This is a genomic window from Caulobacter sp. BE254 (genome assembly GCF_031457295.1).
Lineage (GTDB): Bacteria > Pseudomonadota > Alphaproteobacteria > Caulobacterales > Caulobacteraceae > Caulobacter.
Map to the genome: position 1 here is coordinate 400,640 of NZ_JAVDWJ010000002.1, position 17,082 is coordinate 417,721.

A 17,082-nucleotide genomic window follows, 5' to 3' on the forward strand; every position below is an offset into this window, starting at 1 on the left:
TGACGAGGCGGGGTCGGCGCGGCCGCCCTCGCCTCGGCGCCTTCCCCCAGGCGCGCTTGTGGGAACCTCTTAGCTGTCGGCGCTTGCCGCCCGATCCCGCGTCGAGGCCGTGCGCCGGGACTGGCCGGTCTTCTGCGTCGCCCAATAGGCCGCGCCGTCGTCGGGCTTGAACATGGTGCGCGGCGCCCCGGCCTTGGTGACCACCGCGAAGACGTTAGCCGCGGGGTCATAGATCAGGGTGTCGCCATTGGCCCGAGTCAGGGTCTGGGCTCCGGCCGGCGGATGGGCGACGAAGGCGTGGGTCTTGCGCACATAGTCGTCGACGTCGACGGCGGCGAAGTCGGCGCCATAGCGCTCGAAGCCGCGCTGGGCGTTCTCCTCGGCCGTGCGCGTGCGGTTGGCCGCCCACATCGGCTTGCCCGCCACCTTGCGTACTGGCGCGTCGCGCGGATCGGGTCGGGTCGGCGCGCTATCATAGGCCCCGCCGCCATAGGAAGGCGCGTCGCGGTCGGACGCCGGCTCGGCGGCGGTGGCCACGTCGCCCGCCTTGGGCGCCTTCACCGCCGAGGCGCCGCCGTCGCAGGCGGCCAGACCCAGGGCCAGGCCGGCGGCCGCCACGGCCGGAAACCAGGATGCACGCCGTACCGTCATGATCGATCTCCGAATGTTTCCTCTACTTTGGAGAGTAAGAACGAAGACGGAACGGATGTCGAGTCCCCGTTAAGGTTTTTTGCGCATGGGGGCTTACGCTGGACGCCGCGTCGCTCTATGCGCCTGGGGAGACGCGCCGGAGGCCGACCCCATGACCGACTTCATGACCGACTCCACCGCCACAAGGCGGGTTCTTCTGGTCGTCGGCGGCGGCATCGCCGCCTATAAGGCGCTGGAGCTGACGCGCCTGCTGCGCAAGGCCGGGGTAGCCGTGCGGCCGATCCTGACCAAGGCCGGCGCCGAGTTCGTCACCCCCCTCACCCTCGCCGCCCTGGCCGAGGACAAGGTCTATGGCGAGCTGTTCTCGCTGACCGACGAGGCCGAGATGGGCCATATCGAGCTGTCGCGCTCGGCCGACCTGGTGGTGGTGGTCCCGGCGACCGCCGACCTGATCGCTAAGGCCGCCCACGGCCTGGCCGGCGACCTGGCGTCCACCACCTTGCTGGCGACCGACAAGCCCGTGCTGATGGCCCCGGCCATGAACGTGCGGATGTGGCTGCACCCGGCGACCCGGCGCAACATCGAGACCCTGAAGGCCGACGGCGTGCTGTTCGTCGGTCCCGACGAGGGCGCCATGGCCTGCGGCGAATTCGGCCCGGGCCGGCTGGCCGAGCCGCCGGTGATCTTCGAGGCGGTCATGGCGGCCCTTGAAGGGCCCGCTGCGCGACCTTTGGCCGGCAAGCACGCCCTGGTCACCGCCGGGCCGACCTTCGAGCCGATCGACCCGGTGCGCGGGATCACCAACCGTTCCAGCGGCCGCCAGGGCTACGCCATCGCCGGCGCCCTGGCCAAGCTGGGCGCGCGGGTCACCCTGGTCAGCGGTCCGGTGGCCCTGCCTACCCCGCTGGGGGTCGACCGGGTCGACGTCGAGACCGCCCGCGACATGCTGGCCGCCTGCCAGGCCGCCCTGCCCGCCGATGTCGGGGTGTTCGTGGCCGCCGTCGCCGACTGGCGCATCGACGAGGTGTTCGGCGTCAAGCTGAAGAAGGACAAGGGCGGACCGCCCGCCCTGACCTTCGTCGAGAACCCGGACATCCTGGCCACCCTGTCGGCCTCCGGGCCGAGGCGTCCGAAACTGGTGATCGGCTTCGCGGCCGAGACCAACGACGTCGAGGCCCACGCCCGCGCCAAGTTGGCGCGCAAGGGCTGCGACTGGATCATCGCCAACGACGTCACCGAGCCCGGCGTGATGGGCGGCGACGAAAACGCCGTCCTGCTGATCTCCAAGCACAAGACCGAACGCTGGACGCGGGCCGCCAAGGACTCGGTGGCCCGCGACCTCGCCCAACGCATAGCCCAATACCTGACAACGAGCCTTTCATGACCACGCCGCACATCCCCGTCGTCCAGCTGCCCCACGCCCAGGGCCTGCCCCTCCCCGCCTACGAGACCAACGGCGCGGCCGGCATGGACCTGCGGGCGGCGGTGGCCGAGGACGCGCCGCTGGTGCTGAAGCCCGGCGCCCGGTTCATGGTCCCCACCGGCCTGGCCTTCGCCGTGCCGCTGGGCTTCGAGGCCCAGGTGCGGCCGCGCTCGGGCCTGGCGGCCAAGGCCGGCGTCACCTGCCTGAACACCCCCGGCACCATCGACAGCGACTATCGCGGCGAGGTGAAGGTGATCCTGATCAATCTGGGCGAGGAGGACTTCACCATCCGCCGCGGCGACCGCATCGCCCAACTGGTGATCGCCCCGGTGGTCCAGGCCTCGTGGGGGCTGACGACCAGCCTGGACGAGACGGCGCGCGGCGCGGGCGGCTTCGGCTCGACCGGCGCGAAGTAGCTGGACGAGGTGGGGCGCGGCGACCGCCGACCAGAGCGCGGGACGCGAAGGCGGGCGGTGGGCGTTCATGGGCGGTCCCGAGCGCCCGGCCCTCCCGCTCGCGCGACCTGATGACGCGACCTTGAGTTTTCCTTCCGCACCCGGTTGATTTCTGGACGGATGCGTCCATTTATCCCTTGCCCGGGACGAAGGTCCGATATATCGCCCGGTCCATCGGGTTGAATTCGGGATCCCTCGTCCATGGCCGCCGCCCCCAACAAGAAGCTCGTTCCCCTGATCGTCGGCGGCGTCGCCGTCGTGGCGCTGGTCGTCGGCGGCGGGCTGTGGTTCGTCGACAAGCAGCGCTACGAAAGCACCGACAACGCCTTCGTCCAGGCCGACACCGTGCAGGTCAGCCCGCAGGTCTCCGGCTATGTCGCCGAGGTTCTGGTGGCCGACAACCAGCGCGTCGAGGCCGGCCAGGTCGTCGCCCGCATCGACCCCGCCCCGTTGCAGGCCAAGCTTGACCAGGCGATCGCCAACGCCCAGGCGCTGGAAGCCGCCATCACGGGCGTTGACGACAAGGCCGTCCTGGAACAGGCGATGATCGCCCAGCGCGCCGCCGGGGTGGCCAGCGCCCAGGCCGACCAGGGCCGCGCCAAGGCCGACCTGGTCCGCTACGACGCCCTGGCCCAGCAGGGCTGGGTCTCGACCCAGAAGGTCCAGACCACCCAGGCCGCCGCCGCCCAGTCGGCCGCCGCCGTCCAGAGCGCCCAGGCGGCCTTGGAGGCCGAGCGCCGCGCCGCCCAATCCCTGGGCTCGGCCCGCGCCCAGACCGTGGCCCAGGCCGCCGCCGCCAGGGCCGCCGTCGAGCAGGCCCGCATCGACCTGGACCGCACCGTGATCCGCGCCCCCGCCGCCGGCGTGGTCGGGGCCCGCGCCGTGCGCCCCGGCCAGCTGGTCCAACCGGGCGTGGCCCTGATGTCGATCGTCCCGGTCGGCCAGGGCTACATCGTCGCCAACTTCAAGGAGACCCAGGTCGGCCGCCTGCGCGTCGGCCAGCCGGTCGAGATCCATGCCGACGCCTTCGGCAAGAGCGTGATCCACGGCAAGCTGGACAGCTTCGCCCCGGCCACCGGCCAGGAGTTCGCCCTGATCCCGGTCGAGAACGCCGTGGGCAACTTCACCAAGATCACCCAGCGCCTGCCGGTGAAGATCGTGGTCGACAGGTCGCCGCTCGGCTCGGCCCTGCGCCCCGGTCTGTCGGTCGACGTCAAGGTCGACGTCCGCGACCGCTCGGGCCCGACCTTCGCCGAGGCCGGCCTACCGGGCGCGGCCCAGTACGCCCAACGAGGCCAGGCGCGCTAGGGCGCCGGTTCGGATCGCCGCCATGACCGACGCCGCCCTTCCTGCCCAATCCGCGCCCCCCGCCGCCGCGCCGGCGGCCGACATCGACTGGGGCAAGCTGCTCCTCGGCTTCGGGGCCATGGTCATCGGCCAGTTCATGGCCATTCTCGACATCCAGATCGTGGCGGCCTCGCTGCCGCAGATCCAGGCCGGGGTGGGCGCCAGCGCCGACCAGGTCAGCTGGATCCAGACCGCCTACCTGATCCCCGAGGTGGTGATGATCCCGCTGTCGGGATACCTGTCGCGGCTGTGGGGGACGCAGCGCGTCTACCTGATGTCGTGCACCGGCTTCATCGTCATGAGCGTGCTGACGGGCCTGTCCTCGTCGATCGACATGATGATCCTGACCCGGGCCCTGCAGGGCTTCATCGGCGGGGCGATGATCCCGACGGTGTTCGCCGTGGCCTTCACCGCCTTCCCGCCCGAGCGGCGGGTCACGGCCAGCGTGATCATGGGCCTGATCGTCACCCTGGCCCCGACGGTCGGCCCGACCCTGGGCGGCCACCTGACCGAGTGGCTCAGCTGGCGCTGGCTGTTCTTCATCAACGTGCCGACCGGTCTGGTCGTGCTGTTCGGCGTGGCCCGCTGGGGCCAGTTCGACAAGGGCGACCCCAGCCTGGCCAAGGGCTTCGACTGGTTCGGCCTCGCGGTCATGGCCACCTTCCTGATGAGCATGCAGTTCGTGCTGGAGGAGGGCTCCAAGGACGGCTGGTTCGAGGACAGCGGCATCCTGGGCCTGGCGGTGCTGGCCTGCGTCGCCGGCGTGGTCTTCGTCTGGCGGTCGCTGAGCTATCGCAACCCGATCGTCGAGCTGCGGGCCTTCGCCAACCGCAACTTCAGCGTCGGCGTGGCCATGACTGCGGTGTCGGGCGCCAGCCTGTTCGGCGGCACCTTCCTGCTGCCGCAGTTCCTGGGCCGGGTGCGGCACTATTCGGCCTCGGAGGTCGGCACCACCATGGTGGTCTCGGGCCTGTCGATGTTCGCCACGGGGCCGATCGCCGGCCGGCTGGTGCGCCAGATGGACCCGCGCATCCCGATGTGCATCGGCTTCATGCTGGCGGGCTTCGGCATGTACATGGCCCACGGCGTGACCAAGGACTGGGGCTTCTGGGAGTTCGCCGGGGTCCAGGCCTGCCGCGGCGTGGGCGTGATGATCGCGATGATCGCCACCCAGCAGGTGACGATGAGCACCCTGCCCCCGCACATGGTCAAGAACGCCTCGGGCCTGGTGAACCTGGCGCGCAACACCGGCGGCGCGGTCGGCCTGGCCCTGCTGGCCACGACGATCACCAACCAGACGGCGCTGTACTACATGGGCCTGTCGGACGAGCTGGGCCAGGGCGACGCCCGGATCGCCGGCATGATGACGGGCCTGGCCGCGCGCATGCAGCAGCTGGGCGTCGCCGATCCGGACGGCGCCACGCGCAAGGCCATCGGCGGCATGCTCAGCCAGCAGGCCACGGTGCTGGCCTTCGGCGACAGCTTCACCCTGCTGGCCTATGGCTGTTTCGTCGCCGCCGTCGTCTCGCTGCTGGCCAAGCCGGCCAGGAACGCCCCTCCCCCGCCTTCGGACGCCCACTGATGCCTAGAGTCGCCCATGCCTAGAGTTGCGGGACAGATCGACGTCGCCAAGACCGAGGCCATCCTCGACGCCGCCGTCGAGGTGATCGGTCAGCGCGGCCTGGGCGCGCCGATGGAGGCCATCGCCAAGCGGGCGGGCGTGTCCAAGCAGACCGTCTACAACCACTACGGCTCCAAGGCCGAGCTGGTCCGCGCCCTGATGGGCCGCCGTGTGGCGGCGATCACCGCCCCGCTGCGCGAGCCCGGCGCGATCGACAATCCCGGCGAGGCCCTGGAGGCCTACGCCCGCTCGATGCTGGAGACGGTGATCACCACCAAGAGCTATTCGGTGCTGCGGGTGATCATCCAGGGCGCCGGCGAGATGCCCGACGTCGCCCAGGAGGTGTTCGAGGCCGGGCCCCGCCAGGCGCGCCGCCAGCTGGCCGCGTTCCTGGAGATGGAAACCCAACTCGGCCGCCTGAAGGTCGAGAACTTCGATCAGGCGGCCGAGTTCTTCTCGGGCATGGTCATGGGCCACAGCCAGCTGCGGGCCCTGCTGCGCCTGCCGTCCGACAAGACGGCGGCGGAGTTCGACGACCTCGCACGCGAGGCCGCGAGACGCTTCATGCGCGCCTACGCCCCGTAGACGGCGGCCAGGCTAACCCTCCGCCTCGTCGGGCATGCCCATCATGTGGAAGCCCGCATCGACGTGGACCACCTCGCCGGTGGTCGAGCGGCCCAGGTCCGAGACCAGCCACAGGGCCGCCCCGGCGACGCCTTCCATCGACGTGTCTTCCTTCATGGCGCTGAACGCCCGGCCCTGGGCGATCATGCCGCGGCCGCCGGCGATGCCGGCCAGGGCCAGGGTGCGCATGGCGCCGGCCGAGATGGCGTTGCAGCGGATGCCCTTGGGGCCCAGGTCGCGGGCGATGTAGCGGGTCGCCGCCTCCAGCGCGGCCTTGGCCACGCCCATGGTGTTGTAGTTCGGAATGGTCCGCTCCGACCCCAGATAGGTCATGGTGATCAGCGAGCCGCCGTTCGGCATCAGCTTGGCGGCGCGCTTGGCGACGTCCACGAAGCTGAAGGCCGAGATGTTCATGGCCAGCAGGAAGCCGTCGCGGGTGGTGTTGTCGACGAACGAGCCCTTCAGCTCGTCCTTGTTGGCGAAGGCCACCGAGTGGACGACGAAGTCGATCGTGCCGAACTTCTCCTCGATGGCGGCGAAGGCCGCGTCCATCGAGGCGTCGTCGGTGACGTCGGCCGGGACCAGGGTGGTGACGCCGATGCTCTCGGCCAGCGGCCGCACCCGGCGCTCCAGGGCCTCGCCCTGGTAGGTGAAGATCATCTCCGCGCCCTGGGCGGCCAGCTGCGAAGCGATGCCCCAGGCGATGGAGTTGTGGTTGGCCACGCCCATGACGAGGCCCTTCTTGCCCCGCATCAGCTCGCCCTTGGGGAATGCGTATTCGTCGGCCATGGCTTGGCTCTCCTGGAATCCTTGAGCGCTAGCTAGCAGGACGCCGCGCACTTCGGAACCCCGTCGGCGACGACGCGATGCAACCTCGGCATAATGGTCAAGCCTGAGGTTTGAGTTTGTTCCCTCGCGACCCGTCAGAAGCGCGGCGTTCGACGCAGGGCCGTATAGACGATGGTCGCCGCCACTTGCTTGAGCGACACGGGAACCCGCCGCCCCGCTCGGCGCGGCCACACCCAGCCGCCGGTGGCGATATTGGCCGGCAGCCGGACATAGGCGCGCTCCGGCGTCGACAACATCGGCGTGTAGTAGAGGCAATCCTCGAAATAGTAGTGCACGACCAGCGACTGGCGGGTCGATTCCGGGTCGAGGATCGGCGAACCACCATGCGCCAGGTTGGCGGCCCAGACCGCGATCTGACCCTTCTTGAGCAGGGCGTGGCGCGGTTCGAAACCCCCCTGTGCAAGGCGCGCCTGCATGGCGGGGCCGTAGGTTTCGTTATAGTTTTCGGTGGTGACCTTGCTCGGAGCCGCCCCCGTTGTCGCGCCAGCGTCCTGCATCGTCAGAACCGGCAGGCGGTGGCTGCCCGGATAGTAGCGCAGCGGCCCCGCCCCGGACTTGACGTCCTCCAGGGCCAGCCAGACGCCGCACATGAACAGCGCCGGCTCGGCGTGGAAATGCAGGACATCGGCATGGATGTCCTGCTGGCTGCCCCGCATGAAGTTCAGGCTTTGAAACGGGAACGGCTTGCGGCCATAGGCCAGCGCCAGGCACTCGAGCAGGGCCGGATGGGTGGCCAGGGCGCGCACGGCGGGCGAACGGCGCCAGGCGTCGTGAACGCGGACGACGCCGGGGCGCGCGAAATGCTCGGCCGTCTCGGCGGCGATCACGTCGCATAATGCGAGCACATCCTCGCCCAGGTCGAGAATCGCAAAGCCGTCGCGCGCCAGATCACGGGCGAAGGTCTTGACGGTCTCGCTGGCGCCGCTCTCCGCCAAACGGGCTTCCAGGTCTTCGGATTCGACCCACGGGGTCTGAGGAAGGGCGCCGGAAGAGGTCTTGAGGGTCATGCCGTTCTCGAATTGCCGGGCGATCCTGCGAGCAATCGCCACAGCTGGTCAACTACCTGAGCGCGTGTCGCATGGAAATCCAGGTGATGGTCGCTTCCCGCCGAAGCGCCCAAGTAACGCGGATCCGCCACGCCGCCCGCCGCCAGGAGCGGCGTGAAATCGTCGAGGATGGCGAAACCCTCCGCCCGTCCCGCCGCCGCCAGGGTCGCATTGACGTCGGCGTGCAGCGCCGTGCGGGAGCGTAGATCCGGAATCTCGAAGCCGGACAGTCGTTCGGCCAGGTCTTCGCCATCCGCCGGACCGTGCAGGTCGGCGATATGGGCGTTGAAGTAGCCCCTGCGCCAGGCGGCATCGGACAGGGCGGGGGGGAACAGCGAACACAGGCGCACGCGCGACCGGTCGTCCGACGCCACCACGTCCGTCAGAAAGTCCACATAGCGCGCGACGGTCTCGTCGGCGAAGGTCTTGAAGGCGGACGGGTCGAAGGCCGTCTGACCTTGTTCCAGGCGTTTGAACACCTGGACAAACTCGACGTCGACCTGGCCGAACTTCAACAGGATCGGCGCTTCCGAAACGGTCAGGGCCCGGCGGATCGCCACGCCGACCCGTTCACCGGCCCCGGAGCGGGCGCCGACCCGGCCCAGACCCCGGGCCGAGGCGCCGGTTTCCAACCACCACAGGGGAGCCAACCACCGCCCGTCTCGGTCGCGAGCCCGCCGAACCAGCAGACGGCCGTGGCTGTCGCCGATGACGGCATAGGGCCGGGCCCCGCTTTGCGCCAGGCGAGCCAGGCGATCGTCGGCGTCGGACCTCGAAGCCGCCTGGGCCAATTCGCCCCAGACCGTTTCCAGAGGCGAGGCGGCGTCGGGACGTGTCGCGCCGAAGCCCGCACCCAAAGCCCGGATGGTCGCCCGGGCGGCCGGATCGGAGGTTCGCGAAGACCACAGGAGCCGACTGGCGCGCCGCACCAGGTCCAGCCCTAGCGGCGTCCTTGTCAAAGCCTAGTCCGCCTTGCTGAAGATCAGCGTGCCGTTGGTGCCGCCGAAGCCGAAGCTGTTGGACATCACCGTGGTCAGCGGCTTGTCCGAGCGCTCCAGCAGGATCGGCAGGTCGGCGAACTCGGGGTCGAGGGTCTCGATGTGGGCGCTCTGGGCGGCGAAGCCGTTGTCGAGCATCAGGATCGAATAGATCGCCTCCTGCGCCCCAGCCGCCCCCAGGCTGTGGCCGGTCAGCGACTTGGTCGAGGAGATCAGCGGAGCCTTGTCGCCGAACACGTCGCGGACCGCGCCCATCTCCTTGCTGTCCCCGACCGGCGTGGAGGTGCCATGCGGGTTCAGATAGTCGATGGTCCGGCCGCCGGCCTCGGCCATGGCGATCTTCATGCAACGCGCCGCGCCCTCACCCGACGGCGCGACCATGTCGTAGCCGTCGGAATTGGCGGCGTAGCCGACGACCTCGCCATAGATCTTCGCGCCGCGCGCCTTGGCGTGCTCGTACTCTTCCAGCACGACCATTCCGGCGCCGCCGGCGATCACGAAGCCGTCGCGGTCCTTGTCATAGGCGCGGCTGGCCACGGCCGGGCGGTCGTTGAAGTTGCTGCTCATCGCGCCCATGGCGTCGAACAGGTTGGACAGCGTCCAGTCCAGCTCCTCGCAGCCGCCGGCGAAGACGATGTCCTGCTTGCCCATCTGGATCTGCTCGGCGCCCGCGCCGATGCAGTGGGCGCTGGTGGCGCAGGCCGAGCTGATCGAATAGTTGATCCCGCGGATCTTGAACCAGGTCGACAGCACCGCCGACGGGCCCGAGCACATCGCCTTGGGCACCGCGAACGGGCCGATGCGCTTGGGGCCCTTTTCCTTGGTGGTGGCGGCGGCCTGGACGATGATGCTGGTCGAGGGACCGCCCGAACCGACGATCAGGCCGGTGCGCTCGTTCGAGACCTCGGTCTCGCCGAGACCGGAGTCGGCGATCGCCTGTTCCATGGCGATGTGGGCGTAAGCCAGGCCGGGCGACAGGAAACGCGCGGCGCGGCGATCGACCAGCGGCTCCCACTCGATCTGGGGCGCGGCGTAAACCTGGCATCGAAAGCCCAGTTCCGCATAGTCCGGTGCGGAGACCACGCCGGACCTGGCTTCACGCAGTGAGGCGAGCACCTCATTGGCGTTGTTGCCGATGGACGAGACGATCCCCAGTCCGGTGACGACGACGCGACGCATGAACAATCCTCTTTTCTTCCCCATGACCCAGAAGGGGCGGCTCTAGGCGGCCACCCTACAGGTGGATCACGACGCCATTTGTTCCGCGGTGAACAGACCGACCTTCAGGTCCTTGGCCTCGTAGATGGGCTTGCCATCGGCCTCCACCACGCCGTCGGCGATGCCCATGACCAGCTTGCGCATGATCACGCGCTTGAGATCGATCTTGTAGGTGACCCTTTTGACGTCCGGCGTGACCTGGCCGGTGAACTTCACTTCGCCCACGCCCAGGGCGCGGCCGCGGCCGGGACCGCCCGACCAGCCCAGGAAGAAGCCGACCAGCTGCCACATGGCGTCCAGGCCCAGGCACCCCGGCATGACCGGGTCGCCGATGAAATGGCAGGCGAAGAACCAGAGGTCGGGATTGATGTCGAACTCGGCCTCGACATAGCCCTTGCCGTACTTGCCGCCGTCGGACTCGATGCGGACGATGCGATCGAACATCAGCATCGGCGGCGCCGGCAGTTGGGCGTTGCCGGGGCCAAACATCTCGCCACGGCCACAGGCCAGGAGCTCGTCGAAGGTGTAGGAACTTTGTTGCATGGCCTCGCCCTAGCACGGCGGCGGGCCGCGCCTCAATGTTACTTTCGGTAACGCCTGTGAACGGCGACGGCTGCAAAGCGGCGAAAACCGCCTATTCCTTGCACTGGACCTCAGGCGCCGCGCCCCAGATCTCGGCCTGCGGCGCCCAACCTGACTCGCCGCCCGCCTTCAGCTTGCACCAGCCCTTTTCGCAGCGGTCGAGATTGGCCGTCGAGCGGCCGGCCAGATAGGCCTCGACCCGGGCGCCGGCCTTGGGCTGGGCGCGCAGGGGCAGGGCCGTGGCCTGGACCCGCATGGCCGTGCGACGGCCGTCGGTGGTGCGCTTGTGCACCCAGGCCAGGTTGCCCTCGGGATCGCAGATCCGGCGCCATTCGCGGGTTTCGGCCACCACCTGCACCGGCAGGCCCCGGACCTTGTAGATCCACAGCAGCCGATGGGCCTCGTCCGGACCGACGCGCGCGTTCACCTCGCCATATTTCAGCGACACGTAGCGCGGCACCTCCATGCCGGACGGCGTGGTCTTCGGAGCCTGGGCGCGGGCGCCGCCGTCCGTGACGACGGCCAGCCCCAAGGCGAGCCCGAACACGACGAAGACCGAGGCGCCGAGCGAACGATGTTTGCAATTCGTCGGCATGTTGCTTGGCCGCATGGGGCCCCTTTGCTACAGATTTCGCACACCCGTCCGAGGCAGGCGCCCATCAGGGCCGAACACCCGTCAGGGAAGGCTTTTCGAACCGCTCATGTCAGCTCGCAAGCTCAAAGTCATCGTCACCCGCAAACTCCCCGATCCGGTGGAGACGCGGATGTGCGAGCTGTTCGACACCCAGCTGAACGTCACCGACAAACCCTTGACGGCCGATGAACTGGTCGAGGCCATGAACCAGGCCGACGTGCTGGTGCCGACCATCACCGACCGCATCGACGGCCGGCTGCTGTCGCGCTCGGGCGACCGGCTCAAGCTGATCGCCAATTTCGGGGCGGGGGTCGACAATATCGACGTCGCCACGGCCAACGCCCGCGGCATCATCGTCACCAACACGCCCGGCGTGCTGACCGAGGACACCGCCGACCTGACCATGACCCTGATCATGGCCGCCTCGCGCCGGGTGGTCGAAGGCGCCGAGGTGGTCAAGGCCGGCGGCTTCCACGGCTGGTCGCCGACCTGGATGCTGGGCCGCCGCCTGTGGGGCAAGCGCCTGGGCATCATCGGCATGGGCCGCATCGGCCAGGCCGTGGCCCGCCGCGCCAAGGCCTTCGGCATGCAGGTGCACTACCACAACCGCAAGCCCGTCAGCCCGCGCATCGCCGAGGAGGTCGGGGCCACCTACTGGGAGAGCCTGGACCAGATGCTGGCCCGGATGGACATCATCTCGGTCAACTGCCCGCACACCCCGGCCACCTACCACCTGCTGTCGGCCCGCCGGCTCAAGCTGCTGCGGCCGCAGAGCATCATCGTCAACACCGCCCGCGGCGAGGTGATCGACGAAGGCGCCCTGGCCAACATGCTGGCCCGCGGCGAGATCGCCGGGGCCGGCCTGGACGTCTACGAGCACGAGCCGGCCATCAACCCCAAGCTCCTGAAGCTGCCCAACGTCGTGCTCCTGCCCCACATGGGCTCGGCGACCGTCGAGGGCCGCATCGACATGGGCGAAAAGGTCATCGTCAACGTGAAGACCTTCATGGACGGCCACCGGCCGCCGGACCGGGTGATCCCGTCGATGCTGTAGGGGGCGTCAGCCGCCGCAGCTCGGACACGCCGGGTCCGCCCCGATCCGCACCGTGCGGGTCTCCGCCGCCAGGGCGTCGTAGATCAGCAGGCGGCCCGCCAGCGACTGGCCGGCGCCGGTGATCACCTTCACGGCTTCCAGGGCCATCATGGAACCGATCACACCGGCCAGGGCGCCGACCACGCCGACCAGGGCGCAGGTCTCGGCGTCGGGCGGAATCTCGGGGACCAGGCAGCGGTAGCAGGGTCGGCCCTGGAACACTCCGACCTGGCCGGTCCAACGGCCCAGGGCCCCGCTGACCAGGGTCTTGCCCTCCGCCAGGCAGGCGTCGCTGACCGCGAAGCGGGTGGCGAAGTCGTCGGTGCCGTCCAGCACCAGGTCATACCCGGATATGACCGCCCGGGCGTTGGCCTCACCCAGCCATACCGGGTGGGCTTCGATCGTGAGGTGCGGGTTCAGGGCCGTCAGATGCTCGGCCGCGGCCTCGACCTTGGGCCGGCCGGCGTCGGCGGTGGCGAACAGCACCTGACGCTGCAGGTTTGACAGCGAGACGGTGTCGGCGTCCACCAGGCCCAGGGCCCCGATCCCGGCGGCGGCGAGGTACAGGGCCGCCGGCGCGCCCAGACCGCCGGCCCCGACCACCAGGACCCGCGCCGCCTTCAGCTTCTGCTGCCCCGGCCCGCCGATCTCGCGCAGCACCAGATGGCGGGCGTAGCGTTCGACTTCCTCGGGCGAGAAGCTCATCGCGCTTGATCTCCAGGCTTGGCCTCGCCACATGCGAAGCCATGCAAAACAGCAATAGTTTCCCCGACTGGCACGGCACGACCATTCTGGCGGTGCGCAAGAACGGACAGACCGTGATCGCCGGCGACGGACAGGTCTCCATGGGCCCAACCGTCGTCAAGGGCAACGCCCGCAAGGTGCGCCGCCTGGCCGGCGGCAAGGTGGTGGCCGGCTTCGCCGGGGCCACGGCCGACGCCTTCACCCTGATCGAGCGGCTGGAAGCCAAGCTCGAGCAGTATCCCGACCAGTTGGCCCGGGCCTGCGTCGACCTGGCCAAGGACTGGCGCACCGACCGCTACCTGCGCCGGCTGGAAGCCATGCTGCTGGTGGCGGACGCGACCTCGATCTACACGGTCACCGGCGTGGGCGACGTGCTGGAACCCGGCGAGAGCCAGGGCGGCGGCTCGGTGGCGGCCATCGGCTCAGGCGGCAACTACGCCCTGGCGGCGGCCAAGGCCCTGATCGACCAGGACCTGACGGCGGAGGAGATCGCCAGACGTTCGATGGCCATCGCCGCCGAGATCTGCGTCTACACCAACGGTAACCTGACGGTCGAAAGCCTCTGATTATCGCGGTTACGCGGAATTCACGAGCCATCGGCCCCGCGCGGCGCTTAGCTCGGCGCGGGAGGCTTCCGTCATGCTCAAGACCGCTCTGATCGCCTGCGCCCTGCTGGCCGCCACGCCCGCCGGGGCGGCGACGCCCTCGCCCGCCGAGATCGAGAAGGCCGAGCGCGCCTTCGCCGCCGACGGTCTGGCGCTGGGCGTGCGGGACTCGTTCCTCAAGCACATGGCCGACGACGCCATCGTCTTCCGGCCGGGACCGGTCAGCGCCAAGGCGCTCTACGAGAAGCGGCCGTCCAGCAAGACGCTCCGCCTGGAATGGTGGCCGCAGAAGGTGGTGATCGCCCGCTCCGGGGACCTGGGCCTGTCGGTCGGTCCGGCGGTCGTCAACGGCCAGCGCGGCGGCTACTACGCCACGATCTGGCGCAAAGGTCCCGACGGCCAGTGGAAGTGGATCTATGACGGCGGGGCCGAGGCCGACGCGGCCAGCGCTCCCGACGCCTCGACGCCGGCGATCCAGGGCGTCACGGCCGCGAAGGGTTCCAGGTCACCCGACGAGGCGCTTGAGGCCGTCCGCTCCGCCGAAGCCGCCCTGGCCCAGGCGGCCGCCGGCGACGCGCCCGCCGCCTATCGCGCCGTCCTGGCGTCCGACGCCTGGCTGACGGGACCGGGCGGAACCGAAACCCTCAAGCCTTCGGACCTCGCCGGCCGCCTCGGCCTGCGCCCGGCCCGCATGACGATCGGGATGGAGGGGGGCGGCGCCGCGCGGGCGGGCGACCTGGTCTGGACCCACGGAACGGCCGGATGGTCCTCGTCTTCTGACAGGCCGGTCGCCGCGCACTATATGCATGTCTGGCAAAGGCGCGCCGAAGGGTGGCGCCTGATCTTCGAGACCCTGAACACGGACACATGACCGAATTCTCCCCCCGCGAAATCGTCTCCGAACTCGACCGCTACATCGTCGGCCATACCGAGGCGAAGAAGGCCGTCGCCGTGGCCCTGCGCAACCGCTGGCGTCGCCGCCGCGTGCCCGCCGACCTGCGCGACGAGGTCACGCCCAAGAACATCCTGCTGATCGGCCCCACGGGCGTGGGCAAGACCGAGATCGCCCGCCGGCTGGCCAAGCTGGCCCAGGCGCCGTTCCTGAAGGTCGAGGCCACCAAGTTCACCGAGGTCGGCTATGTCGGCCGCGACGTCGACCAGATCGTCCGCGACCTGGTGGAGAGCGCCCTGGGCATGGTCCGCGACAAGCGCCGGGCCGGGGTCAAGGCCAAGGCCGAGGCGGCCGCCGAGGAGCGGATCCTGGACGCCCTGACCGGGCCCGGCGCGACCGCGGCCCGCGACAGCTTCCGCAAGAAGCTGCGGGCCGGCGAGCTGGACGACAAGGAGGTCGAGCTGCAGCTGGCGGACACCGGCGGCGGCGGCATGTTCGAGATCCCCGGCCAGCCGGGCGCCTCGGTGCTAAACCTGTCGGAAATGATGAAGTCGTTCGGCGGCGGCCGCACCAAGACCCACAAGACCACCGTCGCCGGGGCCTGGGGGCCGCTGATCGCCGAGGAGAGCGACAAGCTGCTCGACCAGGAGGCGCTGACCCAGGAAGCCCTGGAGCTGGCCGAGAACCACGGCATCGTCTTCCTGGACGAGATCGACAAGGTCGCCAGCTCAAGCCAGCGCGGCGGCGCCGACGTCTCGCGCGAAGGCGTACAGCGCGACCTGCTGCCGCTGATCGAGGGCACGACGGTCTCGACCAAGTACGGGCCGGTGAAGACCGACCACATCCTGTTCATCGCCTCGGGCGCCTTCCACGTGGCCAAGCCCAGCGACCTGCTGCCCGAGCTGCAGGGCCGCCTGCCGATCCGCGTCGAGCTGAAGGGCCTGACCCGCGACGACCTGCGCCGCATCCTCACCGAGCCGGAAGCCAACCTGGTCCGCCAGCACCAGGCTCTGTTGCTGACCGAGGGCGTGACCCTGGTGTTCACCGAGGAAGCGATCGACGCCGTGGCCGACGCGGCGGTGGCGGTCAACGCCTCGGTCGAGAACATCGGCGCCCGGCGCCTGCAGACCATCCTGGAGAAAGTGGTCGAGGAGATCAGCTTCACCGCCGCCGACCGCTCCGGCGAGACGGTGACGGTGGACGCGGCCTATGTGCAGGAGCGGATCGGGGCTTTGGCGGCCAATGCGGATCTCAGCCGGTTCATTCTGTAGATCCCAGATCCTCCCCCTGTGGGGGAGGCGATCGCGAAGCGATCGGTGGGGGGAGGCTTAGGATCCCCGATCCGGGCCACGGCTATCTACCTATCACTCCCCCCACCGTCGGCTTCGCCGACACCTCCCCCACAGGGGGAGGATTTAATTCGACCTGCTTGCCCCCACCGCCTCCATCCCCAGCATCGCCGCCTTGCGGCCCAGGCCCCAGTGGTAGCCGGTCAGCCGGCCGTCCTTGGCGATGGCCCGGTGGCAGGGAATCAGCAGCGAGATCGGATTGGCCCCGATCGCCCCGCCGGTGGCCTGGTAGGCGCGCGGGCTGCCGGCCCAGGCGGCGATCTCGCCATAACTAGAGGTTCGGCCCGGTGGAATGCGCAGCAGGGCCTTCCAGACCTGGACATTGAACGGCGAGCCGATCAGCACCACCGGCAGGGGCTGGTCGCCGCCGGCGAAGGCGTGGATGGCGGTGCGAGCCGCGATGGCGTCATCCCGACGCCAGTCGGCCGCGGGAAACCTTCGGTGCATGTCGTCGAAGGTCGCCGCGTCGTCGCCGTCGGAAAAGGCCAGGCCGGCCAGGCCACGCGGGGCCATGACGAACAGGCCCTTGCCGTACGGGGTCGGCGCCCAGCCCCAGCTGAGGTTGATCCCCTCGCCGCGCCGACGCACGTCGCCCGGGGTGACCGCCTCCTGGGCGATGAACAGGTCGTGCAGGCGCGAGGGCCCCGACAGGCCGGCGTCGTAGGCGGCGTCCAGCACGCTGGCCCCCTCCTCCAGCGATTTGCGGGCCTCGGCGTGGGCGATGGCCGCGACGAAGGTCTTGGGGCTGACCCCGGCCCAGCGGCTGAACACCCGCTGGAAGTGGAACGGCGACAGGCCGACGGCCTGGGCCGCCTCGTCCAGCGACGGCCGTTCCTGCCAGCGGTCGGCCAGCCAGGCCAGGGCCTTGGCCATGCGATCGTAGTCGGCCGACCGCTCGGTCAGGTGGGCGAAGGCTTGCGAAGGGGAGATGTCGAGGGCCATGTGGAGAAG

At 69.9% G+C, this 17,082-nt stretch carries 18 protein-coding genes; 9 read left to right on the forward strand and 9 right to left on the reverse strand.

Going from position 1 to position 17,082, the window contains the following annotated elements:
* Positions 1-69 precede the first annotated feature (69 nt).
* Positions 70-651, reverse strand: coding sequence for a hypothetical protein (locus J2X41_RS05980; protein WP_310080444.1), 582 nt, complete (start codon positions 649-651; stop codon positions 70-72).
* 163 nt (positions 652-814) lie between these two features.
* Here J2X41_RS05980 and coaBC point away from each other — a divergent pair, with 163 nt between their 5' ends.
* From coaBC to J2X41_RS06005, 5 genes are all read left to right on the forward strand, one after another.
* Positions 815-2,035, forward strand: a complete 1,221-nt coding sequence (gene coaBC, locus J2X41_RS05985) for a bifunctional phosphopantothenoylcysteine decarboxylase/phosphopantothenate--cysteine ligase CoaBC (protein WP_310080731.1) — start codon at positions 815-817, stop codon at positions 2,033-2,035.
* Positions 2,032-2,490, forward strand: a complete 459-nt coding sequence (gene dut / locus J2X41_RS05990; protein ID WP_310080446.1) for a dUTP diphosphatase — start codon at positions 2,032-2,034, stop codon at positions 2,488-2,490. Before coaBC ends, dut begins: the two co-directional genes overlap by 4 nt.
* Positions 2,491-2,730: 240 nt before the next feature.
* Entirely contained in the window at positions 2,731-3,837 is a 1,107-nt protein-coding gene (locus J2X41_RS05995; RefSeq protein ID WP_310080448.1) for an HlyD family secretion protein, read from the forward strand.
* A 22-nt stretch (positions 3,838-3,859) separates the two neighbouring features.
* Complete coding sequence (locus J2X41_RS06000; RefSeq protein WP_310080450.1) at positions 3,860-5,458, forward strand: DHA2 family efflux MFS transporter permease subunit; 1,599 nt, start codon at positions 3,860-3,862, stop codon at positions 5,456-5,458.
* Between the two features lie 15 nt (positions 5,459-5,473).
* Complete coding sequence (locus J2X41_RS06005) at positions 5,474-6,082, forward strand: TetR/AcrR family transcriptional regulator (protein WP_310080452.1); 609 nt, start codon at positions 5,474-5,476, stop codon at positions 6,080-6,082.
* Positions 6,083-6,094: 12 nt separating this feature from the next.
* Here the strand turns inward: J2X41_RS06005 and J2X41_RS06010 are convergent, their stop codons facing one another.
* The 6 genes from J2X41_RS06010 to J2X41_RS06035 all read right to left on the reverse strand — a co-directional run bounded on the left by J2X41_RS06010 (position 6,095) and on the right by J2X41_RS06035 (position 11,409).
* On the reverse strand, positions 6,095-6,910 hold the full coding sequence (locus tag J2X41_RS06010) for an enoyl-ACP reductase (protein WP_310080453.1): 816 nt from the start codon (positions 6,908-6,910) through the stop codon (positions 6,095-6,097).
* A gap of 134 nt (positions 6,911-7,044) precedes the next feature.
* The gene (locus J2X41_RS06015) at positions 7,045-7,977 is read right to left on the reverse strand and encodes a phytanoyl-CoA dioxygenase family protein (protein WP_310080455.1); all 933 of its coding nucleotides are present in this window, start codon (positions 7,975-7,977) and stop codon (positions 7,045-7,047) included.
* On the reverse strand, positions 7,974-8,975 hold the full coding sequence (locus J2X41_RS06020; RefSeq protein ID WP_310080457.1) for a hypothetical protein: 1,002 nt from the start codon (positions 8,973-8,975) through the stop codon (positions 7,974-7,976). The genes J2X41_RS06015 and J2X41_RS06020 overlap by 4 nt, the downstream gene beginning before the upstream one ends.
* 3 nt (positions 8,976-8,978) lie before the next feature.
* Entirely contained in the window at positions 8,979-10,193 is a 1,215-nt protein-coding gene (gene fabB / locus J2X41_RS06025; protein ID WP_310080458.1) for a beta-ketoacyl-ACP synthase I, read from the reverse strand.
* A 66-nt stretch (positions 10,194-10,259) separates the two neighbouring features.
* Entirely contained in the window at positions 10,260-10,775 is a 516-nt protein-coding gene (gene fabA, locus J2X41_RS06030) for a 3-hydroxyacyl-[acyl-carrier-protein] dehydratase FabA (protein WP_012289049.1), read from the reverse strand.
* A 91-nt stretch (positions 10,776-10,866) separates the two neighbouring features.
* Positions 10,867-11,409, reverse strand: coding sequence for an SH3 domain-containing protein (locus J2X41_RS06035; RefSeq protein WP_310080460.1), 543 nt, complete (start codon positions 11,407-11,409; stop codon positions 10,867-10,869).
* 106 nt (positions 11,410-11,515) lie between these two features.
* Here J2X41_RS06035 and J2X41_RS06040 point away from each other — a divergent pair, with 106 nt between their 5' ends.
* Positions 11,516-12,502: a D-glycerate dehydrogenase gene (locus J2X41_RS06040; protein ID WP_029589390.1), complete on the forward strand. Its 987-nt coding sequence runs from the start codon at positions 11,516-11,518 to the stop codon at positions 12,500-12,502.
* Between the two features lie 6 nt (positions 12,503-12,508).
* Here J2X41_RS06040 and J2X41_RS06045 read toward each other — a convergent pair whose 3' ends face one another.
* Positions 12,509-13,246, reverse strand: coding sequence for a molybdopterin-synthase adenylyltransferase MoeB (locus J2X41_RS06045; RefSeq protein ID WP_310080461.1), 738 nt, complete (start codon positions 13,244-13,246; stop codon positions 12,509-12,511).
* Between the two features lie 5 nt (positions 13,247-13,251).
* On the opposite strand from J2X41_RS06045, the gene hslV reads away from it, so the two are divergent.
* From hslV to hslU, 3 genes are all read left to right on the forward strand, one after another.
* Complete coding sequence (gene hslV / locus J2X41_RS06050) at positions 13,252-13,851, forward strand: ATP-dependent protease subunit HslV (protein ID WP_310080462.1); 600 nt, start codon at positions 13,252-13,254, stop codon at positions 13,849-13,851.
* Between the two features lie 73 nt (positions 13,852-13,924).
* A complete protein-coding gene (locus J2X41_RS06055; protein WP_310080464.1) occupies positions 13,925-14,761 on the forward strand; it encodes a DUF4440 domain-containing protein in 837 nt (278 codons plus the stop codon).
* Positions 14,758-16,053, forward strand: a complete 1,296-nt coding sequence (gene hslU / locus J2X41_RS06060; RefSeq protein ID WP_310080465.1) for an ATP-dependent protease ATPase subunit HslU — start codon at positions 14,758-14,760, stop codon at positions 16,051-16,053. The genes J2X41_RS06055 and hslU overlap by 4 nt, the downstream gene beginning before the upstream one ends.
* A gap of 144 nt (positions 16,054-16,197) precedes the next feature.
* Here hslU and J2X41_RS06065 read toward each other — a convergent pair whose 3' ends face one another.
* Positions 16,198-17,073, reverse strand: coding sequence for a methylated-DNA--[protein]-cysteine S-methyltransferase (locus J2X41_RS06065; RefSeq protein ID WP_310080466.1), 876 nt, complete (start codon positions 17,071-17,073; stop codon positions 16,198-16,200).
* Positions 17,074-17,082 lie beyond the last annotated feature (9 nt).